The sequence below is a fragment of the Buchnera aphidicola genome (assembly GCF_900128725.1).
Lineage (GTDB): Bacteria > Pseudomonadota > Gammaproteobacteria > Enterobacterales > Enterobacteriaceae > Buchnera_F > Buchnera_F aphidicola_K.
This window is the reverse complement of record NZ_LT667500.1, coordinates 421,509-447,673: the sequence shown is the minus strand read 5'-3', so window position 1 is coordinate 447,673 and position 26,165 is coordinate 421,509. Positions and strand designations below refer to the sequence as shown.

General features: G+C 27.3%; 21 protein-coding genes, 5 tRNA genes and 1 pseudogene. 17 read left to right on the top strand and 10 right to left on the bottom strand.

Translation table 11 applies throughout. The annotated features are described in order from the left end of the window. The first annotated feature begins 193 nt into the window (after positions 1–193). Together CINFORN2912_RS02050 and der are read left to right on the top strand one after the other, a co-directional pair. Positions 194–682, top strand: a complete 489-nt coding sequence (locus tag CINFORN2912_RS02050) for a tetratricopeptide repeat protein (protein WP_075434213.1) — start codon at positions 194–196, stop codon at positions 680–682. A gap of 15 nt (positions 683–697) precedes the next feature. Further along, positions 698–2,095 carry a ribosome biogenesis GTPase Der gene (der, locus tag CINFORN2912_RS02045; RefSeq protein ID WP_075434211.1) on the top strand — a complete coding sequence of 466 codons (1,398 nt, stop codon included), beginning with the start codon at positions 698–700 and terminating at the stop codon, positions 2,093–2,095. 23 nt (positions 2,096–2,118) lie between these two features. Here the strand turns inward: der and fdx are convergent, their stop codons facing one another. From fdx to CINFORN2912_RS02020, 5 genes are all read right to left on the bottom strand, one after another. Then, the gene (fdx, locus tag CINFORN2912_RS02040) at positions 2,119–2,451 is read right to left on the bottom strand and encodes an ISC system 2Fe-2S type ferredoxin (protein WP_075434209.1); all 333 of its coding nucleotides are present in this window, start codon (positions 2,449–2,451) and stop codon (positions 2,119–2,121) included. Positions 2,452–2,553: 102 nt separating this feature from the next. Continuing rightward, the gene (locus CINFORN2912_RS02035; protein WP_244268607.1) at positions 2,554–3,981 is read right to left on the bottom strand and encodes an Hsp70 family protein; all 1,428 of its coding nucleotides are present in this window, start codon (positions 3,979–3,981) and stop codon (positions 2,554–2,556) included. A 98-nt stretch (positions 3,982–4,079) separates the two neighbouring features. Continuing rightward, on the bottom strand, positions 4,080–4,592 hold the full coding sequence (gene hscB, locus CINFORN2912_RS02030) for a Fe-S protein assembly co-chaperone HscB (protein WP_075434205.1): 513 nt from the start codon (positions 4,590–4,592) through the stop codon (positions 4,080–4,082). Between the two features lie 174 nt (positions 4,593–4,766). Beyond that, the gene (gene iscU, locus CINFORN2912_RS02025) at positions 4,767–5,159 is read right to left on the bottom strand and encodes a Fe-S cluster assembly scaffold IscU (RefSeq protein ID WP_075434203.1); all 393 of its coding nucleotides are present in this window, start codon (positions 5,157–5,159) and stop codon (positions 4,767–4,769) included. Between the two features lie 27 nt (positions 5,160–5,186). Continuing rightward, positions 5,187–6,395: an IscS subfamily cysteine desulfurase gene (locus CINFORN2912_RS02020; RefSeq protein ID WP_075434201.1), complete on the bottom strand. Its 1,209-nt coding sequence runs from the start codon at positions 6,393–6,395 to the stop codon at positions 5,187–5,189. 284 nt (positions 6,396–6,679) lie between these two features. Here CINFORN2912_RS02020 and CINFORN2912_RS02015 point away from each other — a divergent pair. The 11 genes and pseudogenes from CINFORN2912_RS02015 (at position 6,680) to CINFORN2912_RS01965 (ending at position 18,223) form a co-directional block, all read left to right on the top strand. Continuing rightward, positions 6,680–6,753 (top strand) — tRNA-Trp (locus CINFORN2912_RS02015). A gap of 251 nt (positions 6,754–7,004) precedes the next feature. Then, positions 7,005–8,861, top strand: a complete 1,857-nt coding sequence (ilvD, locus tag CINFORN2912_RS02010; protein ID WP_075434199.1) for a dihydroxy-acid dehydratase — start codon at positions 7,005–7,007, stop codon at positions 8,859–8,861. Between the two features lie 89 nt (positions 8,862–8,950). Then, positions 8,951–10,432 (top strand): ketol-acid reductoisomerase, encoded by a 1,482-nt coding sequence (gene ilvC, locus CINFORN2912_RS02005; protein WP_075434197.1) that lies wholly within the window; start codon positions 8,951–8,953, stop codon positions 10,430–10,432. Positions 10,433–10,548: 116 nt separating this feature from the next. Next, positions 10,549–12,489 carry a UvrD-helicase domain-containing protein gene (locus CINFORN2912_RS02000; RefSeq protein WP_075434195.1) on the top strand — a complete coding sequence of 647 codons (1,941 nt, stop codon included), beginning with the start codon at positions 10,549–10,551 and terminating at the stop codon, positions 12,487–12,489. 137 nt (positions 12,490–12,626) lie between these two features. Further along, positions 12,627–12,959 carry a thioredoxin gene (trxA, locus tag CINFORN2912_RS01995; protein ID WP_075434193.1) on the top strand — a complete coding sequence of 111 codons (333 nt, stop codon included), beginning with the start codon at positions 12,627–12,629 and terminating at the stop codon, positions 12,957–12,959. Between the two features lie 283 nt (positions 12,960–13,242). Then, positions 13,243–14,505, top strand: a complete 1,263-nt coding sequence (gene rho / locus CINFORN2912_RS01990) for a transcription termination factor Rho (protein WP_075434191.1) — start codon at positions 13,243–13,245, stop codon at positions 14,503–14,505. Positions 14,506–15,010: 505 nt separating this feature from the next. Next, positions 15,011–15,085, top strand: a tRNA-Arg gene (locus CINFORN2912_RS01985). Positions 15,086–15,115: 30 nt separating this feature from the next. Then, a tRNA-His gene (locus CINFORN2912_RS01980) sits at positions 15,116–15,188 on the top strand. An 87-nt stretch (positions 15,189–15,275) separates the two neighbouring features. After that, positions 15,276–15,349, top strand: a tRNA-Pro gene (locus CINFORN2912_RS01975). Between the two features lie 430 nt (positions 15,350–15,779). Continuing rightward, positions 15,780–16,591: pseudogene (dapF, locus tag CINFORN2912_RS01970) on the top strand (diaminopimelate epimerase). A 717-nt stretch (positions 16,592–17,308) separates the two neighbouring features. Next, positions 17,309–18,223: a hypothetical protein gene (locus CINFORN2912_RS01965; protein ID WP_075434189.1), complete on the top strand. Its 915-nt coding sequence runs from the start codon at positions 17,309–17,311 to the stop codon at positions 18,221–18,223. A 125-nt stretch (positions 18,224–18,348) separates the two neighbouring features. On the opposite strand, the gene CINFORN2912_RS01960 is transcribed toward CINFORN2912_RS01965, so the two are convergent. Then, positions 18,349–19,095: a ferredoxin--NADP(+) reductase gene (locus tag CINFORN2912_RS01960; RefSeq protein ID WP_075434187.1), complete on the bottom strand. Its 747-nt coding sequence runs from the start codon at positions 19,093–19,095 to the stop codon at positions 18,349–18,351. 381 nt (positions 19,096–19,476) lie between these two features. On the opposite strand from CINFORN2912_RS01960, the gene zapB reads away from it, so the two are divergent. After that, the gene (gene zapB / locus CINFORN2912_RS01955) at positions 19,477–19,719 is read left to right on the top strand and encodes a cell division protein ZapB (protein WP_075434185.1); all 243 of its coding nucleotides are present in this window, start codon (positions 19,477–19,479) and stop codon (positions 19,717–19,719) included. A gap of 182 nt (positions 19,720–19,901) precedes the next feature. Here zapB and hslU read toward each other — a convergent pair whose 3' ends face one another. Continuing rightward, on the bottom strand, positions 19,902–21,239 hold the full coding sequence (gene hslU / locus CINFORN2912_RS01950; protein WP_075434183.1) for an ATP-dependent protease ATPase subunit HslU: 1,338 nt from the start codon (positions 21,237–21,239) through the stop codon (positions 19,902–19,904). 13 nt (positions 21,240–21,252) lie between these two features. Next, positions 21,253–21,783 carry an ATP-dependent protease subunit HslV gene (gene hslV / locus CINFORN2912_RS01945; protein WP_075434181.1) on the bottom strand — a complete coding sequence of 177 codons (531 nt, stop codon included), beginning with the start codon at positions 21,781–21,783 and terminating at the stop codon, positions 21,253–21,255. A 234-nt stretch (positions 21,784–22,017) separates the two neighbouring features. On the opposite strand from hslV, the gene rpmE reads away from it, so the two are divergent. After that, positions 22,018–22,230 carry a 50S ribosomal protein L31 gene (gene rpmE, locus CINFORN2912_RS01940; protein WP_075434179.1) on the top strand — a complete coding sequence of 71 codons (213 nt, stop codon included), beginning with the start codon at positions 22,018–22,020 and terminating at the stop codon, positions 22,228–22,230. 176 nt (positions 22,231–22,406) lie between these two features. On the opposite strand, the gene CINFORN2912_RS01935 is transcribed toward rpmE, so the two are convergent. Further along, positions 22,407–22,479, bottom strand: a tRNA-Gly gene (locus CINFORN2912_RS01935). A 109-nt stretch (positions 22,480–22,588) separates the two neighbouring features. Further along, positions 22,589–23,137, bottom strand: a complete 549-nt coding sequence (gene orn, locus CINFORN2912_RS01930) for an oligoribonuclease (RefSeq protein ID WP_075434177.1) — start codon at positions 23,135–23,137, stop codon at positions 22,589–22,591. Positions 23,138–23,292: 155 nt separating this feature from the next. Here orn and pgi point away from each other — a divergent pair, with 155 nt between their 5' ends. Then, on the top strand, positions 23,293–24,933 hold the full coding sequence (pgi, locus tag CINFORN2912_RS01925) for a glucose-6-phosphate isomerase (RefSeq protein WP_075434175.1): 1,641 nt from the start codon (positions 23,293–23,295) through the stop codon (positions 24,931–24,933). Positions 24,934–25,107: 174 nt separating this feature from the next. Further along, a complete protein-coding gene (miaA, locus tag CINFORN2912_RS01920; RefSeq protein ID WP_075434174.1) occupies positions 25,108–26,049 on the top strand; it encodes a tRNA (adenosine(37)-N6)-dimethylallyltransferase MiaA in 942 nt (313 codons plus the stop codon). Positions 26,050–26,165 lie beyond the last annotated feature (116 nt).

Genomic DNA, 26,165 nt, shown 5'->3' with positions numbered 1-26,165 from the left:
AAATCAAAAAAAATAAGCGAATAAATTTTTTAGTTTAGTGCTAAAAAAATTAAACATACTGTTTAGTTGAATAAAACTAATATGCGGCGCTCTTTTAACTTATAAAAAAAATAACAATTGAAATATTCCAAAAACATGATATTATACTAAAAAATTAAATTAAAACGAATATTTGTAAAAAACAAGAAATGAAATGAAATATAAAACATACTTTGATTTTTTTAATAGATACAAAAAATATTTTTTTATAACATTTTTTTTGTTTTTTTTATCATTATTAATCTGTACATTAATAATTTATAAAAAATCCTTAAAAAAAAAAGAGCAAATGATAACAGAATTTAAAAATATAATTAGCGCTCCTGATAATAAGAAATTGTTTCCTATAAAAAAACAAAAATGTTTTTTTAAAAAACAAAATAGTATATTTAATTCACTTATTGGAATTAATTTAGCAAAAAGATATTTCTTAAAAAAAAATTATAAAGAATCAGTTAAAACGATAAGAAAGATTCTTTTGTCTATTTCGGACGAAAATTTAAGGTGTTTTATGGAATTAAATTTAGTTAAAATTTTTATTAAAAACAAACAATTTTCTTCAGCTCTAAATATAATTAATAATGTCAAAAATAATGACTGGAAACCTATATTTCAAAGCTACAAAAAACAATGTATTTTATAAAAAGAGAAAATTTTAATGATTCCAAAAATTGCTTTAATCGGTCGATCTAATGTAGGAAAATCTAGTTTATTTAATGCATTAACAAATTCTAGGAATGCGTTAATTGATCAAACTTTACAAACTACACGAGATCGAATTTATGGATATTGTCTGATTAAACAAAATCAATTTTGTATTATTGATACAGCGGGTATTTGTTACCTTAAAAAAAAAGAAAATAAAAACTCAATAAAATATCAGTCAAATCAACAAACAGAACGAGCAATTCAAGAATCAGATTTTCTAATTTTTATGGTAGACGCACATATAGGAATTACAGATTTAGATTTTCATATCTTCAGAAAAATCAGGAAAACAAATAAACCAATTCTTTTATTAATTAATAAAATTGATAATATTGATGATATTAGTCAAATAACAGAATTTTATTCATTTGGGATTAAAAAAATTTATCAAATATCCATATTAAGAAAAATTGGAATTGATCTTTTTTCAAAAAAAATGTTAATTTTTTGGAAAAAACTTAATAAAACAAACTTTTTAATAGAAAATAAAAAAACTTATTTTGGTTCTGATTTTTTAAAAAAAAAAATAAAAATCTGTGTTTTGGGTAAACCCAATGTTGGAAAATCTTCTTTAATTAATAGCTTATTATCTTCGAATAGAATAATTACTCATTCTACACCTGGTACAACTAGGGGCTCGGTTCAAGTATCTTTAAAGCAAAAAAATACAACTTATATCTTTACTGACACTTCGGGAATTAGAAAAAGCAATAAAAGAAAAACAAGATTAGAGCACATATCGGAAACAAAATCCCTCAAAATAATGAAAAATAGTCAAATGATTATAGTAGTATTAGATGCATATATGGGTATTTGCTCTCAAGATTTATTTATTATTAATGCAACTTTAAAATCTGGAAGTCCTTTTTTTATTGTTTTTAATAAATGGGATTTAATTCCTAAAAAAAAGAATAATGAAATTAAAAAAATAATTAATAATCGATTAAATTTTATTAAAAATATAACATATTTGCATATTTCGGCTTTAAATAGAATTGGTTTAAAAAAAATTATATCTCAAATAAATAATATCTTTAAAGAATCTCAGAAAGATTTCAACTCTTCTTATTTAACTTCAGTCATTCATAAAGCAATTATTAAAAATCCTTTGCCTATGGGTGCAACAGGAAAAGTAATACGATTAAAATATGCGCACTTAAGTAGTAAAAATCCTATGTTAATTATTGTGCACGGAACTCAAACACAAAATATACCAGCAACATATAAAAAATACTTAATACGTTTTTTACAAAAAAAATTACAGATCCTAAATACACCCATTAAAATTTTTTTTAAAAATAATATTAATCCATACGTTAATAATAAATATCTTAGTTCACAAAAATAAGATTTATATCTAATTATAAATATTTATTCATTAACATGATTAATGTGATAAAGAGGTATTTCTACTTCTATATCCTGGTCTCCTAACCGGGCTTGGCAGCCTAGACGGCTATTTTTTTCTAATCCCCACGCCTTATCTAGAAGATCTTCTTCTTTTTCTTCACAGGGAGATAACGAATAAAATCCTTTTCTAATTATGCAATGACATGTGCAGCAAGCACAAGATTTTTCGCACGCATGCTCCATTTTTATATTATTAGATAAAGCTGTGTCTAAAATTGTATCTCCTTTTTTACCTTGTACAGATAATCCCTTTGGTAGAATAATTTTATGGGGATAAAAAATTACTTTAGGCATAATATTTTCCAAATTTTTATAAATAATAATTAATAATATATTCTATATATATAAAATATATTATCGTAAATTTTACATTGTAAATAAATCCAATATATTAATTTAATTATTTTTTAGATCAATATAATTTTTATTATTATATATTGAGTCAATCTTTATAGTACGCTTGATATTTAGTTGTTTTTCTTTCACAATAATAGATAAAATATTGTCTACATCGATACGAAATATCACAATTAGTTTAATTTTTTCTTCTTTTTTGTAAGGCAAACCCTTTATTTTAAATTTTGTTAATAATTTGCAATTTTTAACATATTTATCTTCACCTTGATAAACGTTTATACAAAATCCTGTTTGGTTATCTTGAAATGTTGTAAATACTTTAATAGACTCGGTAGGAATTTTTGTATTCTTTTTTATCATTTTTTCCATTATTCCTCCTATTAATTCAATTCCGATAGAAAGAGGAATAATATCTAATAATAAAATTGATTTTTTTATATTATTTTTAATATTAGATAAAAAATATGCTTGTATACCAGCTCCTCGAACAACTACTTCGGTAGGATTAATTAGAACCAATGGTATTTTATTAAAAAATAAATTTACTTTGCTTTGAATTATAGGTATGTATGTTGATCCTCCAACTAAGATGATGTCGTCAATGTGGGATATTTTAAGACGAGCGTCTTTTAACGCTATACTTACAATTTGTAATGTTTTTTCAATATGAGAATCAATTAAATCATTAAACTCTTTTATTGAACAAGTTATTTTTTGGTTTAAGAATTCAAGTGTTACTAATTTTTGTGAACTGAGATTAATTTTAACTTTTTCTGCAATAAAAATCAATTTTCTAAATATTTTACTATTAATTTTAATTTTATTCTTAATTTTAGAGTATAAAAAAACAGCTAGCAAATAATCAAAATCATCACCCCCTAATTTACTATCACCATTAGTAGAAAGAACCTCAAAAATTCCTTTTGATATTTTTAATATGGATACATCAAAAGTACCACCCCCTAAATCATATACGCATATGAAACCTTTTCTCTTTTTCTCCAATCCATAGGCAATAGCTGCAGCAGTGGGCTCATTAAGTAAACGCAATACTTTTATTTGACTACGCTCTATAGATTTTCTTATGATGTTTTTTTGTATATTATTAAAATATGCTGGAACGGTAACAACTATTCCACCAATATGTTTTTGAAGTTTTTTTTCAATAATTTTTTTAATATTGCTAAAAAATTTTTTAATAATAGAAGAAACAGTTATTTTTCCTGCGTCAGTATGAAAAACTAATTCTTTTTCAATATTTTCAGATATTTCACATGAAATATTTACTTTTTTTTTATTTATTTCGGAATATTTTATTCCTATAAATCGTTTTATCGATTTAATTGTATTTTTTGGATCAATAGATAAAAATTTTTTTGCTTTCCAGCCGATTACTGTTTTTTCTTTATTTAAATATATAATAGAAGGAAAAGAGCGTTTGTTATCGAAAATATTAATTATTTTTATTTTTTTGTTTTTTACGGAAGAAACTAGACAATATGTAGTTCCGAAATCTATTCCTAAAATAATTTTTTTTTTTTCATATGTTTTTTTCTATTTTTGTTTTAATGATTTTTTGCTTGAATTTTTTTTGCTTTTTTATAAATTTTATAAATAAATGATAATTGATAAAATATTTTATTAGCTGAATAAATATTTTGTTTTTCCAATTTTTTTTCAAATTTACAAAAATACAACGATATTTCTTGTTTAATTTCTTTAATCAGCTTATTTATTTTTATGAATGCATTCTGGTTATTTTGTATGTTTTGTATAGTTTCATGAAGTTGAAATTGTTTAATTAACCATTTTTTTTGATTATCTACGATTATTTTTTTAAACAAAAGCTTTTTTTTATTTAATTTTAACAAATATTTTGCTCTAGTATATTTATTTTTTAAGATAGTAAACCCTTGATTAATCTTAATAGACATGTTTAGTTTTTCTTTTTTACTTAGTTCTAAATGATTTTGAGCATCCGGATGATATTTTTTTTGTAAAGAATAAAAGGTATTAATTAATTTTTTTTTATCAATATGCAAAATTTGCGGTAATTGAAATAAATTAAAGTAATTCATTGAATGCCTTATTGCAAATAAATAACTATTGTTAAAATTTAATGTAATATTTATGTTTCATAAATATTATTAATGTATATTTTATAAAAAAATATATTTTTGTATCGATGTATTAGTGCTGAATAGGGATATTTAGCTTCAGCACCGAAATATAACCTTTTAATTTTTTTTAATTTACTTGTTTTTATTTTTACATTTTTGATGATAATTAGCAATTGCTCTTTTAATAGCATCTTCGGCTAAGACAGAGCAATGAATTTTTACAGGAGGTAAATCTAATTCTTTTGCTATATCAGTATTTTTTATTTTTTTAGCTTCTTTTAAAGTTTTTCCTTTTACCCATTCAGTCATGAGAGAGCTAGAGGCAATTGCTGAGCCGCATCCATAGGTTTTAAAACACGCATCTTCTATCACTTTATCTTTATTAACTTTAATTTGTAGCTTCATGACATCGCCGCAAGCAGGGGCTCCAACCAAACTAGTCCCAATGTTTTTTTCTTCTTCAGGAAACGACCCAACATTTCGAGGATTATCATAATGGTCTAATACTTTTTTGCTATAAGCCATAATATTGTATATTCCTATCTTGATTTTTTAATTCCAAATAATTTTATTTATATCAATCCCAGATTGGAACATTTCCCATAAGGGTGATAAACTTCTTAGTTTATTAACTGCTTTTCGAATTTCGAGTATAGCATATTTAATGTCTTCGACCGTCGTAAAGCGTCCGATAGAAAACCGGATAGAGCTGTGAGCTAATTCGTCCTTGACTCCCATAGCTCGTAATACATATGAAGGCTCTAAACTTGCTGAAGTACAGGCAGATCCAGAAGAAACGGCCAAATTCTTTAATGCCATTAAGAGCGATTCACCTTCAATAAAATTAAAACTAATGTTAAGTATATTGCTTACTGCGTAATTAAGATGACTGTTTGAATGTATTTCAGGAATATCGTGTAAACCTTGCCATAACATATCTCGTAATTTTTTAATATGTAATATGTCTTTATACATGTTTTTTCTAAGTATCTTACAAGCTGCGCCAAAACCAACAATCTGATGAACTGGTAAAGTTCCGGAGCGAAATCCACGCTCATGCCCGCCGCCATGTATTTGTGCTGTTAATCTAATACGCGGTTTTCGACGAATATACAATGCGCCTATCCCCTTGGGGCCATATATTTTATGCGCGGATAACGATAATAGATCAATTTTTAGCTTCTTCAGGTTTATTTTTATTTTTCCTATGCTTTGAGTTGCATCTACATGAAAAAAAATTTCTTTTTTTCGACATAAATTGCCGATACTTTCAATGTTTTGAATAGAACCTACTTCGTTATTTACATGCATAATAGAAATTAATAATGTATTTTTATTGACTGACTCTTTAATATCCGCTATATCAACAACTCCGTATTTATTAGGAGAAATATAAGTTATGCTGCACCCTTTGTTTTCTAAATATCGACAACAATCTAAAACAGATTTATGCTCTATCTTGCTAGTAATAATATGATTTTTTTCTTTTTTATGAAATTCATAAATTCCTTTAATTGCTAAGTTATTTGATTCGGTAGCACCCGAAGTAAAGATTATTTCTCTGGGATCTGCGTGGATTAATTGAGCAATTTCATTTCTAGATATCTCTACGGCTTCTTCTGCTTCCCATCCCAGTTTATGTGATCTAGATGCTGGGTTGCCAAAAATATCTTCTACAGAAAGATATTGGTGCATTTTTTTTTTAACCTGAGGATCTGCCGGGGTTGTAGCAGCGTAATCTAAATAAATGGGAAATTTCATATTTTAAATAAACCTTTTTATGATAAAATATATTATTAATTTTATTTATTAGCAAATTTTTTAAAACTATTATATCTTTAATTTTTATTTTTTGTTTAAATAAATTTCACTCTCTTATTTAATAATTATATTATTTCAATTAATTGAATATATGAAAAAACGGGTTTAGTTTTCTTGTCATTGCCAAGAGGTAAGGAAAAGTTGAATTTTTTTTTTTCTAGTGTATAATATTTTAATAAAATATTTTTATTTTTTTGACGCTTATAAGTACTATATTCGATTTTAGGGGTGTAGTTCAATATGGTAGAGCATCGGTCTCCAAAACCGAAAGTTGTGGGTTCGATTCCCCCCGCCCCTGAAGAAAAAAAAATCAACAAACCAACTCTTTTGTTTCTTTTATAATAATTTTCTTAATTAAAATGAACTATTTTAACTAGTTCTTTATAAGAATTTTACCAGCGCATTTCATAGTTTTAAAAAAAGTATATTTTCTTTAACATCTGTAAAATGATTTATATCAACAGACCATATTCACGTGTTCTTATAACCAGATTAAATTCATAAAAAATATTATTATATTTAATTAATTATTTAAAATAGAGTAAAAAAATGCCCATATATCGTTCTTTTACAAGCATTAATGGAAGAAACATGTCGGGCGCAAGAGCTTTATGGCGCGCTACTGGCGTTCGAGATCAAGACTTCGGAAAACCTATTATTGCGGTAGTAAATTCTTTCACTGAATTTGTTCCTGGTCATATACATTTAAGAGAGGTAGGAAAATTAGTTTCTCAAGAAATTTTAAAGCACGGAGGAATTCCTAAAGAATTTAACACAATTGCTATTGATGACGGGATTGCAATGGGGCATTCGGGAATGCTGTACTCTCTTCCGTCCCGAGAATTAATTGCTGATTCTATTGAGTATATGATTAATGCACATTGTGTAGATGCAATGGTATGTATTTCTAACTGCGATAAAATTACACCCGGAATGTTATTAGCTGCATTGAGATTGAATATTCCTTCTATTTTTGTTTCAGGCGGACCGATGGAATCTGGAAAAATTAAATCTGTTAATACTACGATTAAAATTGATCTAGTTGATGCTATAATTCACGGAGCAAGTGAGACGGTATCAGAAAAAAAATTATTAGATATAGAACAATCGGCTTGCCCAACCTGTGGTTCGTGTTCAGGAATGTTTACAGCTAATTCAATGAATTGTTTAACCGAAGCTATTGGTTTTTCATTTCCTGGAAACGGAACTGTATTAGCGACGCACGTAGATAGAAAGAAATTTTTTTTACAAGCAGGCAAATTGATTGTAAATAACGCTAAAGAATATTATGAAAATAATAATCCTCGTTTATTGCCGAAAAATATTTTAACTAAAGCTGCTTTAGAAAATGCTATGATTTTAGATATCGCGATGGGCGGTTCAACAAATACGGTTTTACATTTACTCGCTATGGCCCATGAAGCTAAAGTAGATTTTAAAATGTCAGATATTGATCGTTTATCAAGAAAGGTTCCTCATTTATGTAAATTATCTCCAAGTACTCCCGTTTATCATGTTGAAGATTTACATCGTGCAGGAGGGGTTTTTGGTATATTATCTGAACTTAATAAAGCAAATTTATTAAATACTGCAGAGCTTAATGTATTAGGTTTAACGTTACAAGAAACAATTAATCAACACGATATTTTGAATAAAAATAATTTAGATAAAATAACTTTTTATTCTGCAGGTCCTGCAGGTATTAAAACTATTATCCCGTTTTCACAATCATTTAGGTGGTCTAAAGTAGACGTAGATCGTTTTCAGGGATGTATTCGTTCCAAAGAAAACGCATATAGTCAAGATGGGGGTTTAGCCGTTTTAACTGGTAATTTAGCAAAAAATGGCTGTATAGTAAAAACTGCTGGTATAGAGAAAAATAATATGATTTTTTCAGGTCCCGCGAAAGTTTATGAAAGTCAAGATGATGCGGTACATGCTATTTTAAACCATAAAGTTAAATCTGGCGATGTAGTAGTAGTAAGATATGAGGGTCCATGTGGAGGACCGGGAATGCAAGAAATGTTGTATCCAACTACATATTTAAAATCAGTAGGCTTAGATAAGAAGTGTGCTTTAATAACTGATGGTCGGTTTTCTGGTGGTACGTCTGGCATTTCTGTTGGTCATGTTTCTCCCGAAGCTTCTAGTCGAGGTATCATTGCACTAGTCAATAATGGCGATATAATTAGCATCAATATTCCTAATCGGAGTTTAACTCTTCATGTTTCGCCTACCGAACTCAATAACAGAAAAAATAAAGAGGAAAAAAGAGGAAAAAAGGCTTATACCCCTAGAAATCGAATACGACACATTTCCGATTCTTTAAAAATGTATAGTATTTTAGCAACTAGCGCTGATACTGGAGCTGTTAGAGACATAAGCAAAATATATTTTCTTGATTAAATACAATTAAGTATTCATTTTTTTATTTTTTAAAAAAAATTTTTTACATGAAGCGTATGTATTATTTTTTTACCAATAGGAGTATAATTATGAAAAATTTTTTTAATTCTCTCTCTTTTAGAGAAAAATTAATTGAATTAAGCACTGGTTCTTTAGTGAATAAAAATGAATTTTTAAATGTTATTCACGTTTTAAAAGATAAAAAAATTGTTATTGTTGGATGTGGAGCTCAAGGATTAAATCAAGGATTAAATTTACGTGATTCGGGTTTAAATGTTTCTTTTGCTCTTAAAAAGGATTCTATAAAAAATCGATCTAATTCTTGGTATAACGCAGTTAAAGAAAAGTTTTGTGTAGATATATATGAAAATCTAATTCCTGATGCTGATTTGGTGATTAATTTAACTCCGGATAAACAACATTCTCAAGTCATAAAAGAATTACAACCTTTAATGAAGCAGGGTTCTACCTTAGGCTATTCGCATGGTTTTAATATCGTAGAAGAGGGTGAAAAAATTCGTTCCGATATCACTGTTGTTATGGTGGCGCCTAAGTGTCCCGGAACAGAAGTGAGGAAAGAATTTTTATTAGGCTTTGGTGTTCCAGCTTTAATAGCTGTTCATAAAGACAATGATCCAGATTTAAAGGGACTGAATATAGCTAAATCTTGGGCTGTCGGTTTAGGCTCACACAAGGCAGGTATTTTAAAATCTTCTTTTGTCGCAGAAGTCAAGTCTGATTTAATGGGCGAGCAAACTATTTTATGCGGCATGCTTCAAGCTTGTTCTTTAGCGTGTTATGATTTTCTAATAGAAAAAGGATACAGTTCTGATTACTCAGCTACTTTATTGCAATTTGGTTGGGAAAGATTGTCTGAGTGCATGAAAGTTGGGGGAATACGATTATTATTCAATCGTTTGTCTGATGCTTCTAAAATGCGGGCATATAAACTGTCTGTTCAATTAAAAAGTTTATTAAAACCTTTATTTTGTTCGCATATGGATGATATTATTTCCGGTCATTTTTCTAAAAATATGATTTTAGATTGGAATAACGGGGATAATAAATTACATCAGTGGAGAAAAAATTTAAAAACATCACGATTTGAAAATGCTAGTTTATACCTAAATAGAAAAATTTTAGATCACGAATATTTTGAAAAATGCACTTTGATGGTTGCTATGTTAAAAGCAGGTATCGAGTTATCATTTGAAACTATGGTAGAAACTGGGATTACATTAGAATCAGCGTATTATGAATCTTTACATGAATTACCTTTAATTGCTAATACAATTGCCAGAAAAAGATTATATGAAATGAATTTAGTGATTTCTGATACAGCAGAATATGGTAGTCATTTGTTTTCGGAACGCGCTCTTCCTATTTTAAAAAGTTTTTTAAAGTCTGTGAATAGTGATGATTTAGGTGAATCAATAAAAAACTATTCCATTAGAAATGAAGAGTTACTTAATGTAAATAATAAGATTGACTATCATGCCATTGAACAAATTGGAAAGAAATTACGATTATATATGACTTATATGAAGTCTTTAGCTTCTCAAGGTATTTAACAAAGTGCTGGAATTTGTTATTCATGTACATGATTTGATAACTTTATAATTAAAATTTTGTGGTCTTTATTAAAATAAATAAATTTTAAACACTATTTTTTCATCGTCATACATTTATGATTTTAAATAAAATTCAAAAACAAGCAATTCATATTATTAATAATCCATGTTTAATTTTAGCTGGCGCAGGTTCGGGAAAAACAAGTGTAATTATTAATAAAGTTATAACTTTAATTAAAATTTATCACTATGATCCTAAAAAAATTATAGCAGTAACTTTTACTAATAAAGCAGCTAAAGAGATTGAATTGCGTTTATTCAATAAATTATCTACGAATCAAGTCCACGATATTACTGTGTCTACATTTCATGCGCTAGGTTTAAAAATTATTCGTCATGAATACAAATTATTAGGATTAACTTCAAATTTTACGTTGTTTGATGATCAAGAGCAAATACGTTTATTGAAAAATATTATTTCAACTAATAAGCAATATAACAATATCTCTTTCTTAAAAAAACTGCATAATCAAATTGCTGGTTGGAAAAATAAATTATTAAACCCCCAGTCAGCAAGAAAATGTATTTCTTCTCTTTTAGAAGAACAATGTATTTCATTTTACGAGCAATACAATTCTTTTCTTAAAGAGCATAATATATTAGATTTTAATGATTTAATTTATTTACCAACTATTTTATTAGCAGAAAATATAAATATTAGATTGAAATGGCAAAAAAAAATTCAATATTTGTTAGTAGATGAATATCAAGATATTAATATTAGTCAATATCAGTTAATTAAATTATTATGTGGTTATAATTCTAATTTTACAGTTGTAGGAGATGATGACCAGTCAATTTATTCATGGAGAGGAGCTCAACAAAAAGTTTTTCATTTATTAAAATATGATTTTCCAAATTTAAATATCATAAAAATGGAACAAAATTATCGTTCTTCGAAGCGAATTTTACATGCAGCAAATATTTTAATCTCTAATAACATAAATTTTTTTAATAAAAAGTTATTTTCAGAATTAGATTACGGTAATAGGATTTATGTATCCGTTTTTAATGATGAGATACAAGAAGCAAAAAAAATTATTCAATATATTACTTATCATAAACGTCGATATAATACTACATATCGAGATTACGCCATTTTATATCGAAGCAATTATCAGGTAAAAGTCGTAGAATCAGAGTTAATTTATAAAAATATACCGTATTATATTCATTCCGGAAATTCTTTTTTTAGTTTATCTGAAATCAAAGACTTATTGTCATATTTACGATTAATTGTTAATCATCATGATGATTTTGCTTTTTTGCGTATTATTAATACGCCTAACCGAAAAATCGGTTTAGTTACAGTATCTAAATTAAAGATTTTTGCTAAATGTAATAAAATGAGTTTATTTAATGCTAGCACCGATAATCGAATGGCACAACAATTAAGTAAAAATACTGTTCTTTATTTGCATAGCTTTGTGCTTTGGATAATAAAACTTTCTGCTCTTTTATCTGATTTTCCTGAAAAAATTTTAAAGCGCATTATGAAAGATATAAATTATTTTTCATGGATTAATCAGCGCTACAAAGATAGAATACTAATAGATAGAAGAACTCAAGATGTAATTTTTTTCTCTAAATGGTTGAAAAAGATGTTAATTGGAAGCAAGGGTAATCCGCCGCTTCGCCTAGAAGAGGTATTAATACGGTTTATTTGCGGAGATTTTGATTGTTCGTTACAGAACAATAAAATTAAGCATCTGAATAAGCTGCAATTAATGACTATTCATGCATCTAAAGGATTAGAATTTTTAGTAGTATGTATTATCGGCATAGAAGAAGGAACTTTACCGCATCACAAAAGTATTCTTGATAATAATGTTACCGAAGAGCGTCGTTTAATGTATGTGGGCATGACTCGAGCAAAACAACAGTTGTTTCTCAGTTTTTGTAAAAAAAAAAAAAAATTTGGTATAATGGTTCATTTACAACCAAGTCGGTTTTTACTTGAATTACCGAAGCGCGAAATACGCTGGATAACGTATTAAAATTTAAAAAAAATAAATTTTTTTGTATTAAAGCGTACAACAAAAGAGATTTTATTTATCACTGTTATCAGTAGTAACGTTATTTATGGTATTTAGAAATTTTATTAAAAACATTTTATAAAAAAAATAGGATTTTTATGGAAATTACTAAAATTATTGAATTAACAGATCAGAATTTTGAAAAAAATGTATTTTTGTCAAACAAACCTTTCTTAGTCGATTTTTGGGCAGATTGGTGTGGACCTTGCAAAGTTTTATCACCAATATTAGAAGAAATTGCTTGTGAATATTCAGAAAAAATTATTGTAGGAACAGTGAATATTGATATGAATAAAAAAACACCTATTATGTATTCTATTCGAGGCATTCCTACTTTATTATTGTTTGAAAAGAATAAAATTTTAGGAAAAAAAGTTGGGGTTATTTCAAAAATAGAATTAACAAATTTTTTAGATGAAAAATTATCATAATAAAAAAGTAAATTTTATATTTTTATAAATATTTGTTTAAAACTAATAAAACTAATAAAACTAATAAAACTAATTATATAAAATAATTATCGTAATAACAAAAAAAAAGTTTTTATTTAAATGACTATATTATAAATATATATACAGAAAGTTTTTATACTAAAACAGCATTTTCAATATAAATTTAAAATATTTTAATACAATGTAGTTGTACGCATATAACGTTTTTGTTACATGCAAACATTTTTCAGTTTTCTCTAAATAGATTGAGAAATACACTCTTATGAATCTTACCGAATTAAAAAATACTTCCGTTTCGAAACTCATTATCTTAGGCCAAAGTATTGGTCTAGAAAATTTAGCGCGTATACGAAAACAAGATATTATTTTTTCTATACTCAAACAACACTCAAAAAGCGGAGAAGATATATTTGGCGATGGTGTTTTAGAAATTTTACAAGATGGATTTGGTTTTTTAAGATCGTCTGACAGCTCTTACTTAGCAGGTCCTGATGATATATATGTTTCTCCTAGTCAGATTCGTCGATTTAATTTAAGAACCGGAGATACTATTTCTGGAAAAATTAGACCCCCTAAGGAAGGAGAAAGATATTTTGCTTTGCTCAAGGTAAATAAAGTGAATTATGATAAACCAGAAAATTCACGTAGTAAAATTTTGTTTGAAAATTTAACTCCACTGCATGCTAATTCTAGATTGAAAATGGAACAAGGAAATGGATCTAAAGAAGATTTAACTGCGCGCGTATTAGATTTAGCTTCTCCAATCGGCCGAGGACAAAGAGGATTAATCGTAGCCCCCCCTAAAGCCGGAAAAACCATGTTATTGCAAAACATTGCACAAAGTATTGCGCATAATCACCCTGATTGTGTTTTAATGGTTTTATTAATCGATGAACGTCCAGAAGAAGTAACTGAAATGCAACGCTTAGTCAAAGGAGAAGTTGTTGCATCTACTTTTGATGAACCTGCTTCTAGACATGTGCAGGTAGCAGAAATGGTTATTGAAAGAGCAAAACGATTGGTTGAGCATAAAAAAGATGTAATTATATTATTAGATTCCATTACTCGATTAGCTAGAGCATATAATACAGTAGTCCCTTCCTCTGGAAAAGTTTTAACAGGAGGAGTTGATGCCAATGCATTACATAGGCCTAAAAGATTTTTTGGCGCAGCACGAAATGTTAAGGAAGGCGGGAGTTTAACTATTATTGCAACGGCATTAATTGATACAGGCTCTAAAATGGATGAAGTTATTTACGAGGAATTTAAAGGAACCGGTAATATGGAATTACCTTTATCCCGAAAAATAGCAGAAAAACGCGTGTTTCCGGCTATTGATTACAACCGCTCTGGTACTAGAAAAGAGGAGTTATTAACGAATCCTGAAGAGTTACAAAAAATGTGGATTTTGCGTAAGATCATCCATCCTATGAGCGAAATAGATGCTATGGAATTTTTAATCAATAAATTATCTATGACAAAAACCAATAATCAATTTTTCGATATGATGAAACGATCTAAATAATATTATGCTGTATCTATTAGTTATTAACCGCCAAGTTACTCTGGAAAATCATATTAGCAAACTATTTTAAGAAACAATTTAATTATATTTTTATGCATATTTAATGACAAAAAATATTTTTTTAATACTTATTAATAGTTTTTGCAGACTTGTCTATTATTTTAAATAAATTTTTGATATGTTTTAATTGATATTCCGTTTCTTATTGTAAGAGTTAAATATTTTTTATATTTATACCAACTATGGATTGAACGTGATTAGTTGGATTGAATATATTCAAAGATAATGTATTTTTTGGTTATCCTATCTCGCTATTTTGTTGTTTTAAATAAAATTATTTTTTTCGTAATAAAATTTTATTATGAACGATATATATATTTTGTTTTTCAAATAAAGTGCTAGATTTTTTTTTCTAGCCTATATATAATATTAAGAGATTAACTTAGATATGTTTTTTAAATAATTATTATTTATTTTAAATTTGAATTTTACCAAAAATATTTTTGCGTCCGTAGCTCAGTGTGGATAGAGCATTACTTTCCGAAAGTAAAGGTGTCAGGTTCAAATCCTGTCGGACGCAATTAGTTTTTATTTTCGCATATTATAGTTGGTGGTCATAGCTTAGCAGGTAGAGCTCTGGATTGTGATTCCAGCGGTCATGGGTTCAAATCCCATTGACCACCCACATAAAATTCTATATAATAAATAATTAAAATTTTTTAAAGAAAGATTGTAATTATTAATCTTATGTATATTTTTTTTAATTTCATCGGCGAATAGCGCAGTTTGGTAGCGCAACTGGTTTGGGACCAGTGGGTCAGAGGTTCAAATCCTCTTTCGCCGATAAAATATAAATTCCATTTCTGACTCATGTGTTTCAATTTCACTAAACTCAGTTTATTACGAGCATTATTTTTTATTTTTATAAAGAATAATATTATTAAAAATTTTTACTTTTTGCAATAATTAAAGATAACTGTAGATAATGCAATTTTACATAATCCTCAATGAATCATTGATACTCTATAGAGCTGAAAAATAGTTTTTACTTTAAGGTATAAAAAATTAAGAGCTTGTAATAAAAAAACAAATTACTTTATATTTTTAACCTTATTTTTTTTATATGGTTTATGTTTAAGTTTTTAACTTCAATTAATTTAATTTATAGTTTTTTGTGTATGATATTTTATAAAAATTTTTATCTTACTATTTAGTGTGTTATATAAGGAAATAGCGAGGTGTTAAAAAAAAATAAGGTCGTTTTTTTTTCTAAAATGCATGGTTTAGGAAATGATTTTGTTGTTGTGGATGCGACAAAATATAATTTTTTTTTTATCCTGAATTAATAAAACAATGGTCTAATCGATCCTCCGGCATTGGATTTGATCAGCTTTTAGTAATTCAACCAACGAAATGTTTAAAGGCTCAATTTCATTATAGGATTTTTAATTCCAACGGAATAGAGGTAGAGCAGTGCGGAAACGGGGCTCGATGTATTGCGTATTATTTATTTTTAAAAAAAAAAATTCATCATAAGCAGATTTGCGTAAGTACAAAGAAGAGATATTTGTTTTTAGAACATATTAAAGATAATTTTTTTAAAATAGATATGGGTGAACCAATTTTCCATCCTTCTTCAATTCCATTCTTAGATACAGAGATTAAAAAATATTACCCAATTTTCTTGGATGAACAAAAACTTCGTTGCAGTGTAGTTTCTTTAGGTAATCCTCATTGTGTATTGCAAGTAAGTGATATTTATGATTATCCAGTTGATGAGGTGGGCTCTAAATTGTCAAAGCATTTTTTATTCCCTCAAGGTGTAAATGTGGGCTTTATGCAAGTAGTTTCAAAAGAAAAAATTTTATTACGTGTATACGAGAGGCATGTAGGTGAAACCCAGGCCTGCGGGAGTGGTGCTTGCGCAGCTGTTGCTATTGGCATACGTAATCAAATATTGTCTAACGACGTTTGTGTTCAGCTTTTTCAGGGTCAACTAAAAATTTTTTGGAACGGAATGTCCGATTCTTCATTATATATGTCCGGGCCTGCTTCACATGTATACGACGGCTATATTAAGTACTAGAACGCAAACAAGTCGTTCTTTTAGACCTTTAGTTATTATTGCTATTAGTAGCATATTAAAATAATATAGTATTTAATTTAAAAAAAAGATAATTTAAAATTATTTAATTGTGATTAAATATGCTGATATTGCTTTTTAAATAAAAATCTTTTTATTTTTTTTGAGTAGTTTGAATCTGAGGTTTTAAATATTAAATAGCTTATATTTATAATAAGATATATTTTATATATACGTGTTACTGTTTTGAAAAGTTAAGCAATATTGTTCTTAAGAATAAGAGCGCTTTATAATATTTATTGTGTAAACATTGATAATAATAGACGATTAGTTTAATTTTTTTTAAAAGCTAATTTATTGTTTGACTTTTTTTATATAGTAAAGTATACAAGAAATATAAAATTACTAAGAAGTAAATAATGTTAGAAGCAATAAAAATTTTTTTCTTAGTTGAATAGTTATGTGAATTGTTTTTATAAGGTAATTTTTATGGTATATCGTGTCTTTAAATATAAGTTTAAAAATTAAATTTTATTTTTCATATATCTCTGGATGTGAATTTTTAAAAGCAAATTTTTTTATTTTTTATACCATTGTTTATTTAAAAAATTTATTATTTTTTTTACTTTATTTTTTTAGCCTTTTTTGCTTTAAAAACATTTATATATAATAATTTTATTGATATGTTATCTTTTATAAATATAAAGGACAGAAAATATTATGTCATCAGTTTCTTCAATAAGACCTCGCTTAAATATTTATTCAAAAATGGTAAAAAATGTTGACAATATCAGCGCACCAGATAATAAAAATTTAAATGATTCTGATGTTGCAATTATTAATAACGAAAATAAAGAGTATATAGCGCATATTCGATCTAAGAGTCAGCTTAACAAAAACAGCGTTACCAACGTTAACGCAGCTCAATCTGATTTTTCAGATGATAGTTTGAAAGAAAACGATAATAACTCAGATGAAGTTTTGAACCCTATATATTTAACATTACGTTCTGAGAAGCCAATTGATGCATCTTCTTTTGTTTCCGCGCCCGAATACTACAATTCTGATAATTCAATTAATAATTTATATAATAAATGTTTAAATAATTCTGATATAAGATGGCGTGTATTAAAATCTGCTTATTTTTCAAGTACAACGGTTTCAAATTTAAAAAAATTACAAAAATCTTTTAAAAAATTAATTCAAACCAGTGTATTAAATCAAATATTCCTAAATAACTTGCTAGGTAAGACTATTTATTTAAATAGAAGAAAAATTTCATCTAATCAATTCGAGGATATAGTACATGCGCTTCATAAGTCTGTCAAGGACCTGGAAGCTCAACAATTAATTTCTACTTATACGCATCCGAAAATGTTAGATATAGCCCTAGAAAATTTATCAACACGTTTTCCAGAAGTGGAATATAGAGAATCTCATAATGAGCGCATTGTATACGAGATTGATAAAATAAATTCTGATACATATAAAGTAGCTGTTACTAAATTTGCAGACTTGAAGCCTTCTAATTTTAGCGATGACATGAGCGAAATTAATCAATATGGCATTCGATCGACGATGATTATTAATAAAAACGTTAATCCAGAAGTAAGATATGCTTTTTTTGTAAGTTAGGCATGATTTTTTAGTATTTTTAATTTTCGTTTTGGTGTAAAGTTTAGTTAATTTATTACATGTATTTAGAATTGATTCCTGTAATTTACGGGAATCAATTCCGAAAAACAACAGATCATTGAATATTACCAGTAATTTTCGCTAGTAATATGTCCTGGATTTCTTCGGAAATGTTTAGTCATATTTTTTAGCGTAAATAATACTTTTCGTGTATCTTGAATCATATTAGGATTTCCGCAAAGCATAACATGCGATTTTTCGGCGCTAAGAGGCTCTTGAACGCGTTCTTCTAACTGTCCTGAATAAATTAAGTGAGGAATGCGCCCGTATAAATATTTTTTATTTTTTTCTTGGCTTAATATAATCTTAATAGTGATTGCGCTTTTATATTTTTGTTTTAATTGGTTAAACACGTTTAAATAATTAAGATTTTCGCTATATTTTACTGCATATATTAAAATTATTTTTTTAAATTTTTTTAAAATATCTTCGTGCCTTAAGATAGAAAAATAAGGCCCAATAGCGGTTCCTGTAGCAATCATCCAAAGATTTTTTTTTGGCGGTAGTTCAGATAGAGTAAAAAAACCAAATGCATTTTTAGAAATGAAAATTTTATGATTATAAATATCATATAATTTTGGGGTGAGTTTTCCTTCTTTAATTAATAGAATATAAAATTCTAGAATTTGTTCTTGCGGCGTATTAACAAAGGAATATGCTCTTTGTATTCTTTTTTTCTGATTATTAATATACGATAATTTAGTAAATTGTCCGGCAACAAAAGAATTAATTGGAGCCTGTATTTTTAATGTAAATAAACCGTTTTTCCACTTGTTAAGACTTATGATTTTTGTATTTAACCAATAACTCATATATTAGGGTTCCAGTATATTATTTGTTTCTATCATGAGCAGATATTTTGTACACAGTCTGTTTTAGAGTTAATTTGTTTCTTATTTTTAGGATTTTTTATACTAGTTTTAGTTTTTAAAGAAATATTTTTTTCTATCAATTGATTTGATTAAAAAATTGTTAATTTACTTTATTAATATTCTTTATATAATTAAAACAGTTATCTTTACCTTTTTATTTAACATATATATAAAAGTATTTTTTTGATCGAATTTTTACCTTAGTTTCAGCACATTATTTTTAATCAAAAATATTGAGATATAATTATAATTTAAAATATAATATAATATTTTAGTATTTTAATACTTTAACCGCATCTTTAATATTTTAATGGTATTACTATGGTTTTAGACGTATTCTCGAATCTAGAAATTAAAGTTAAACAATCAGTAGATTATATTGAATTATTGAAAACACAAATACATAATTTACAATTAAAAAACAAAAGCTTACAGGAAAAATTAAATAATATTTATTCTATACAAAAAAGTATAGAAAATAAAAATCTTTTAATTCAAGAAGAGCGTATTCAATGGAAGAAGAAACTAAAGATGTTGCTAGAAAAGGTTAATAGTCTAGAATAATTTTTATATTTTTAATTTTTATGATAAATGTTTTTTAAAAAAAAAAGGAATAGAAATTGAAATACTTGAGTACAAGAATAAAGTAAATTATTGCCTATTTTAGACTTTTGTCTACTATGGGCAATAATTTTATTAAATACTATTTTTATTATCAAATAAAAAAAATTTTATATAAAGATAGTTTATAAAATAAATCGACTTAAGTCTTTATTTTCTATCAGTTTGTCTAAATGTAAGGTTACATATTTTTCATCAATATAAATTCTTTGTCCATATTGTTCATTTGCGTGAAATGAAATATCTTCCATCAATTTTTCTAATACGGTATATAATCTGCGTGCACCAATATTTTCTATAGTTTCATTAATTTTCCATGCAACTTCTGCTATTTTACGAATTCCTTTTTTTGTAAAAAAAACATCTACTCCTTCAGTTTTTATTAAAGAAGTATATTGTGTAACAATAGATGCGTTGGGTTCTGTTAAAATTCGTTCGAAATCATCTATTTTTAATGCATTTAACTCGACACGTATAGGTAACCTTCCTTGTAATTCCGGAATTAAATCTGAAGGAGTAGATGTTTGAAATGCGCCCGAAGCTATAAATAAAATATGATCAGTTTTTACGGATCCAAATTTTGTAAATACAGTGCATCCTTCAATTAACGGTAATAAATCTCTTTGAACTCCTTCTCTTGACACTTCAGTATTGTTTGGTATTGAGGAATCAGTTCTACAAATTTTATCAATTTCATCAATAAATACAATGCTATTTTGTTCTACTGAATGTATAGCATTTTTCTTGAGTGTTTCTAAATTAATTAATTTAACAGCTTCTTCTTCAATGATGAATTTCATTGCATCTTTTATTTTTAATCTACGAGATTTTTTTTTCTTTTCACTAAAACTTTGAAATAAGGATTGTAGTTGATTTGTTAATTCTTCCATACCGGAGGAGGACATCATTTCCACGCCTGTTAGAGAAGAGTTTAGCTGTATTTCAATTTTTTTGTTATCTAATTTTCCTTCACGTAATTGTTGTCGGAAAATTTGAATAGTAGTTTCAGGTTTTTTTATGTTCTGTTCAGGCGTTTGTGTTTTGTCTGGTGTAGGTATTAAAATTTTTAAAATTTTTTCTTCTGCTTTTTTTTTTGCTTGTTTTTTATTACTTTGAATGCTCTTTAGGCGCATCATTTTTATCGCTAAATCCATTAAGTCCCGGATGATAGAATCAACTTCTTTTCCCACATATCCAACTTCAGTAAATTTAGTTGCTTCTACCTTAATAAACGGAGCGTTCGCTAGTTTAGCTAGCCTGCGAGCAATTTCTGTTTTTCCTACTCCAGTAGGTCCAATCATTAAAATATTTTTTGGAGTTACTTCGTAGCGCAGATCGTTACTCAATTGCCGTCTTCTCCAACGATTTCTTAAAGCAATAGCCACAGCTCGTTTTGCATTTTCTTGGCCAATAATATATTTATCTAATTCCTGTACAATTTTTTGAGGAGTCATTGCTGACATTGATTGTTCCTTATTACTTTTCTGAGGATATTTCTTTAATAGTAAATGACTGGTTTGTATATATGCATATTTTAGAGGCGATTTCTAGTGATTTTTTTACTATATCAAATGCACTTAAATTAGTATTATATACTAACGAATAAGCTGCTGCTTGTGCAAAAGGACCTCCTGAACCAATAGCAATAATATCATGTTCTGGTTGTATAACATCTCCGTTGCCTGAAATAATAAGAGAGTTGTTTTTGTCAGCAACCGCTAGCAAGGCCTCGAGTTTTCTTAATAGTCGATCTGTTCTCCAATCTTTAGCTAACTCAATAGCCGCTCGTTGTAGGTGTCCTTGGCATTTTTCTAGTTTTTTTTCAAATAGCTCAAATAATGTAAAGGCATCTGCAGTGGCGCCTGCAAATCCAGTAATAACCTTGTTATGGTAAATTGATCTAACTTTTTTTACATTACTTTTCATAACGGTATTTCCGAAAGTAACCTGACCATCTCCTCCGATTACTACTTTTCCGTGCGCGCGCACGCTTAGTATGGTTGTCATAAATCCGTATTTCTCTTCTTTAGTTTATTGATATATAAATTTTTTTTAATTTTTTAAAATAGTTTTCGATATATACATTTTTATACAATTAAATATTGATTTTAAAAAATATTACATATATTATATATATTTAAAGGCTCGTACTAATATTTTTATTTCTTTAAGGAGCCATTATATTTTTGATATATATCGTTTATATATCTATTATATAGTATTTTACCTAGAGAGCATGTTATGAAAAAAAATATTCATCCAGAATATAAAAAAATTTTTGCAATTTGTTCATGTGGATATAAAATTTCAATTTTTTCTACTAAAAAATCTGATATGTTGCTTGATCGTTGTTCTCAATGTCATCCTTTTTATACAGGAAAACAGAGAACAACGAACACAAAGGGCCGCATACAAAGATTTCAGAAACGTTTTAATATTTCTAATATAGAATAAAAAAATAATTTTTTATAAAAAATGAAATATTGGATATTTAGGAAGAAAGTCGGATTTTAAATAATTTTAATAAATTATTTTTATATCTTATGCCTCATAAGTATGACATGTAAAATTTCAAATAATTTATAATGATAAATTTTTTATTTTTAATTATTTAAAAGTATATAATTTTTAGCGGGAAACGAGGCTTGAACTCGCGACCTCAACCTTGGCAAGGTTGCGCTCTACCAGCTGAGCTATTCCCGCAATAAATTATAATGCTTGATTATATAAAGATTATTTTTTTTTTGCAAGAGTTATTTAAAAAAAATAACTATATTACAATAATTTTAGTAATATCTTTAATATATTCTTCCTACAAAGAAAATATGGTTTTTTTGTAGAATTTTAGTTCCTCGATTGATTCAATTAAATCTTGTTGAGAGCGGTGTTCTTTTTTTTTTCTTACATGTTGCATAGTATTACTAAACCAGCGTTTTGCTAATTCATGAATCGAGCTAACATCGATGTTTCTATAATGAAAATATTTTTCTAATTTAGGCATATATTTGATTAAAAAATTTCGATCTGTAGATATTGTGTTGCCACACATTGGGGAACAATTTTTAGGAATCCATTTTTTTAGGAATACTAATGTTTTTTTTTCTGCGCTTGCCTCGTCGTCGTGACTATTTTGAATATTGTTAATTAATTTGCTTCTAGTATGTATACCCAATACAGAGCTACTCATTTTTTTTAATTCTTTTTGTTTTTGAAAAATTATTATATTAGGTCCTATATCTAGAATTTTTAAATATTTATCTGTTATAATTGTAGATATTTCTAGAATTTTATGAACGCGCGGATTTAATCCTGTCATTTCTAAATCTACCCAAATTAAATGTTCATATTTTTTTTTTGGCATGTTTTCCTTTATAGGAATTGCAATAGTTGTTGATTTTGTTAACTACATATTTAATCTTGAAGATTAAAATATAAATTATTCACGTGCATTCACTTATTTATTATATATCAAGTTTAAGTATTTTGAAAAGTTATTTAAAACAAATGAGGTATAATATGAAAAATATTAATCCTACTCAAACATATGCGTGGAATCAGTTAAGAAATCACTTTTTAGATATTAAAGCAATTCATATAAAAGATTTATTTTTTATGGATAAGTATAGGTTTAAGAAGAATTCGATTGTTTTTCAGGATTTTATGATAGTAGATTTTTCTAAGAATCGCATTACTAAACAAACATTGCAATTGTTATTGGAGTTAGCAAGGGAGTGTTTTTTAGAAGAAGCAATACAGGATATGTTTGCAGGAAAATTAATTAATGCAACAGAAAATCGAGCTGTGCTGCATACAGCTTTGCGTAATACCAGTGATAAAAGTATTACCGTGAATCATATAAACATCATGGCAGAAATTAACAAAGAATTAGAAAAAATAAAAATTTTTTCTAATTTAGTCATTCAGGGCCGGTGGAAAGGATATACAGGAAAAAGCATTTCAGATATTGTTAACGTTGGAATTGGAGGCTCTTATCTTGGCCCTTATATGGTCACTGAAGCTTTAAGAGCTTATAAAAACCATTTAAACGTTCATTATATCTCAAATATTGATGGTACTGACGTTACAGAAGTATTACGAAAGATCAATTTAGAAACGACAATTTTTTTAATAGCCTCGAAATCGTTTTCTACCGATGAAACCCTTAGTAATGCTAATTATTTAAAACATTGGTGTGTTTTAAAAACTAATAATCCACAATATTTAGAAAATCATTTTTTTGCTTTATGTGACAACGCGCACTTAGCAGTAAAGTTTGGTATTAAATATGAAAATATTTTTAAATTTTGGGATTGGGTGGGAGGTCGATTTTCTTTATGGTCGTCTTCAGGATTATCAATTGCTTTATCAATTGGTTTTAAGAATTTTAAATTATTATTAAATGGCGCGCATGCCATGGATCAGCATTTTTTACATTCTAAATTATCCCAAAATATTCCCGTTATTCTAGCTTTAGTTAGCATTTGGTACACTAATTTTTTTCATACAGAAACTGAAGCTATTTTTCCGTATGACGCATATATGCATGCTTTGCCCGAATATTTGCAACAAAGTGTCATGGAGTCGAACGGAAAATCAGTAGATCGAAACGGATGTCTGGTTGGTTGGAAGACTAGTCCGATTATTTGGGGGCAATCAGGTACAAATGGTCAACATTCGTTTTTTCAATTACTTCATCAGGGCACTTTTTTAGTTCCATGTGATTTTATTATTCCAGTGATTAGCCATAACTCCGTTAATAATCATCATGAAAAATTATTATCCAATTTTTTAGCTCAGACGCGCTCTTTAGCTTTTGGAAGTAACTATGCTTCAGAGAAAAAAGGTTTTTTAAACTATCGTACTGAGTATCCTAATCTCGTGCATAAACTTTGCTCAGGTAATCAGCCCACTAATTCTATTATGTTAAAAAAAATTACCCCATACTCTTTAGGGTCCTTGCTAGCCTTATATGAGCACAAAGTATTTACTCAAGGAGTGATTCTTAATATTTTTAGTTTTGATCAATGGGGAGTAGAATTGGGCAAATCCTTCGCGGAAAAAATATATAAAAATATTGAGAAAGAAATATCTCATGAATCATATGATTCTTCTACACTTGGTTTATTAAATATTTATAAGGCATGGCGCTCTAGATAACGTATAAGTTAAAAGCATCTAGATATTCATGTAGTAATATAATATTTATTTTTAAGATTTCGACTCATTAATTGAATTCTACCAGTGCGTTCAAATCTTAAGGTATATTACTTTAAAAATATTTAATATATAGTTTTTATTCATAGTCATTACGATAAATAAAAAAATAAAAAAATGAATAATCAATCTGTTGTTTTTTTTTTAATGGGCCCAACTGCTATTGGAAAAAGTTCTTTAGCTTTAGAGATTAAAGCGAGATTTCCGCAAATAGAATTATTGAGTGTAGACTCTAAATCTATATATCAAGGTTTAGATATTGGAACCGATAAACCGAAAAAAGAAGATTTATGTAAAAATTTTTATCGATTAGTAAACATTGTACAGCCACAGAATGTTTATTCTGTTATTGATTTTTATAATGACGCAACAAGAGAAATAAAAAATATTATAGATTCCGGTAAAATTCCATTATTAGTTGGTGGAACTATGTTGTATTTTAAGACGTTAATTAATGGATTTGCTTCCCTTCCCCCTTCTAATCCGTTGATTAGAGATTATATTTTTAATGATTTATTTTTAGGAAAAAAAAAAAAATTATTTAGTATGTTAAAAAAAATAGATAAAAAGTCTAGCAAGAAAATTCACAAAAATGATATTCAGCGCGTTTTACGTGCTGTAGAAGTATTTTTTGTATCGGGAGGGAAGTCACTTAGCCAATTGACCGAAGAATCGATTCATATAAAGTTACCGTATAAAATATTTCAGTTTGGATTAGTCCCACATAATAAAGATTTTTTATATAAAAAAATAATCAATCGATTTAATAATATGTTAGAGCTTGGATTTGAAAATGAGGTCCGTCGTTTGTATCAACGCACAGACTTAACCCTAGCTTGTCCTTCTATTAACAGTATTGGGTATCGGCAAATGTGGCATTATATTCAAAAAAAATGTACGTATCAAGAAATGATTAATAGTACGATTCAAGCTACTCGACAATTAGTAAAGCATCAGTTAACTTGGTTAAATAATTGGCCAGATATTCTTCTAGTGCGAGACAATCAAGTAAATATCTTAATACAAAAAATAGAGCGAATACTCACGAATAATATTTAAAATAATTTTTTTCAATACCTCTTTTCATCGTGTGAGTACGTTAATACACATAAAAGAAAACCGGTATTATTCATAATAAGCTTTAAAAATCTATAAATAATGAATTGGTAATTCTA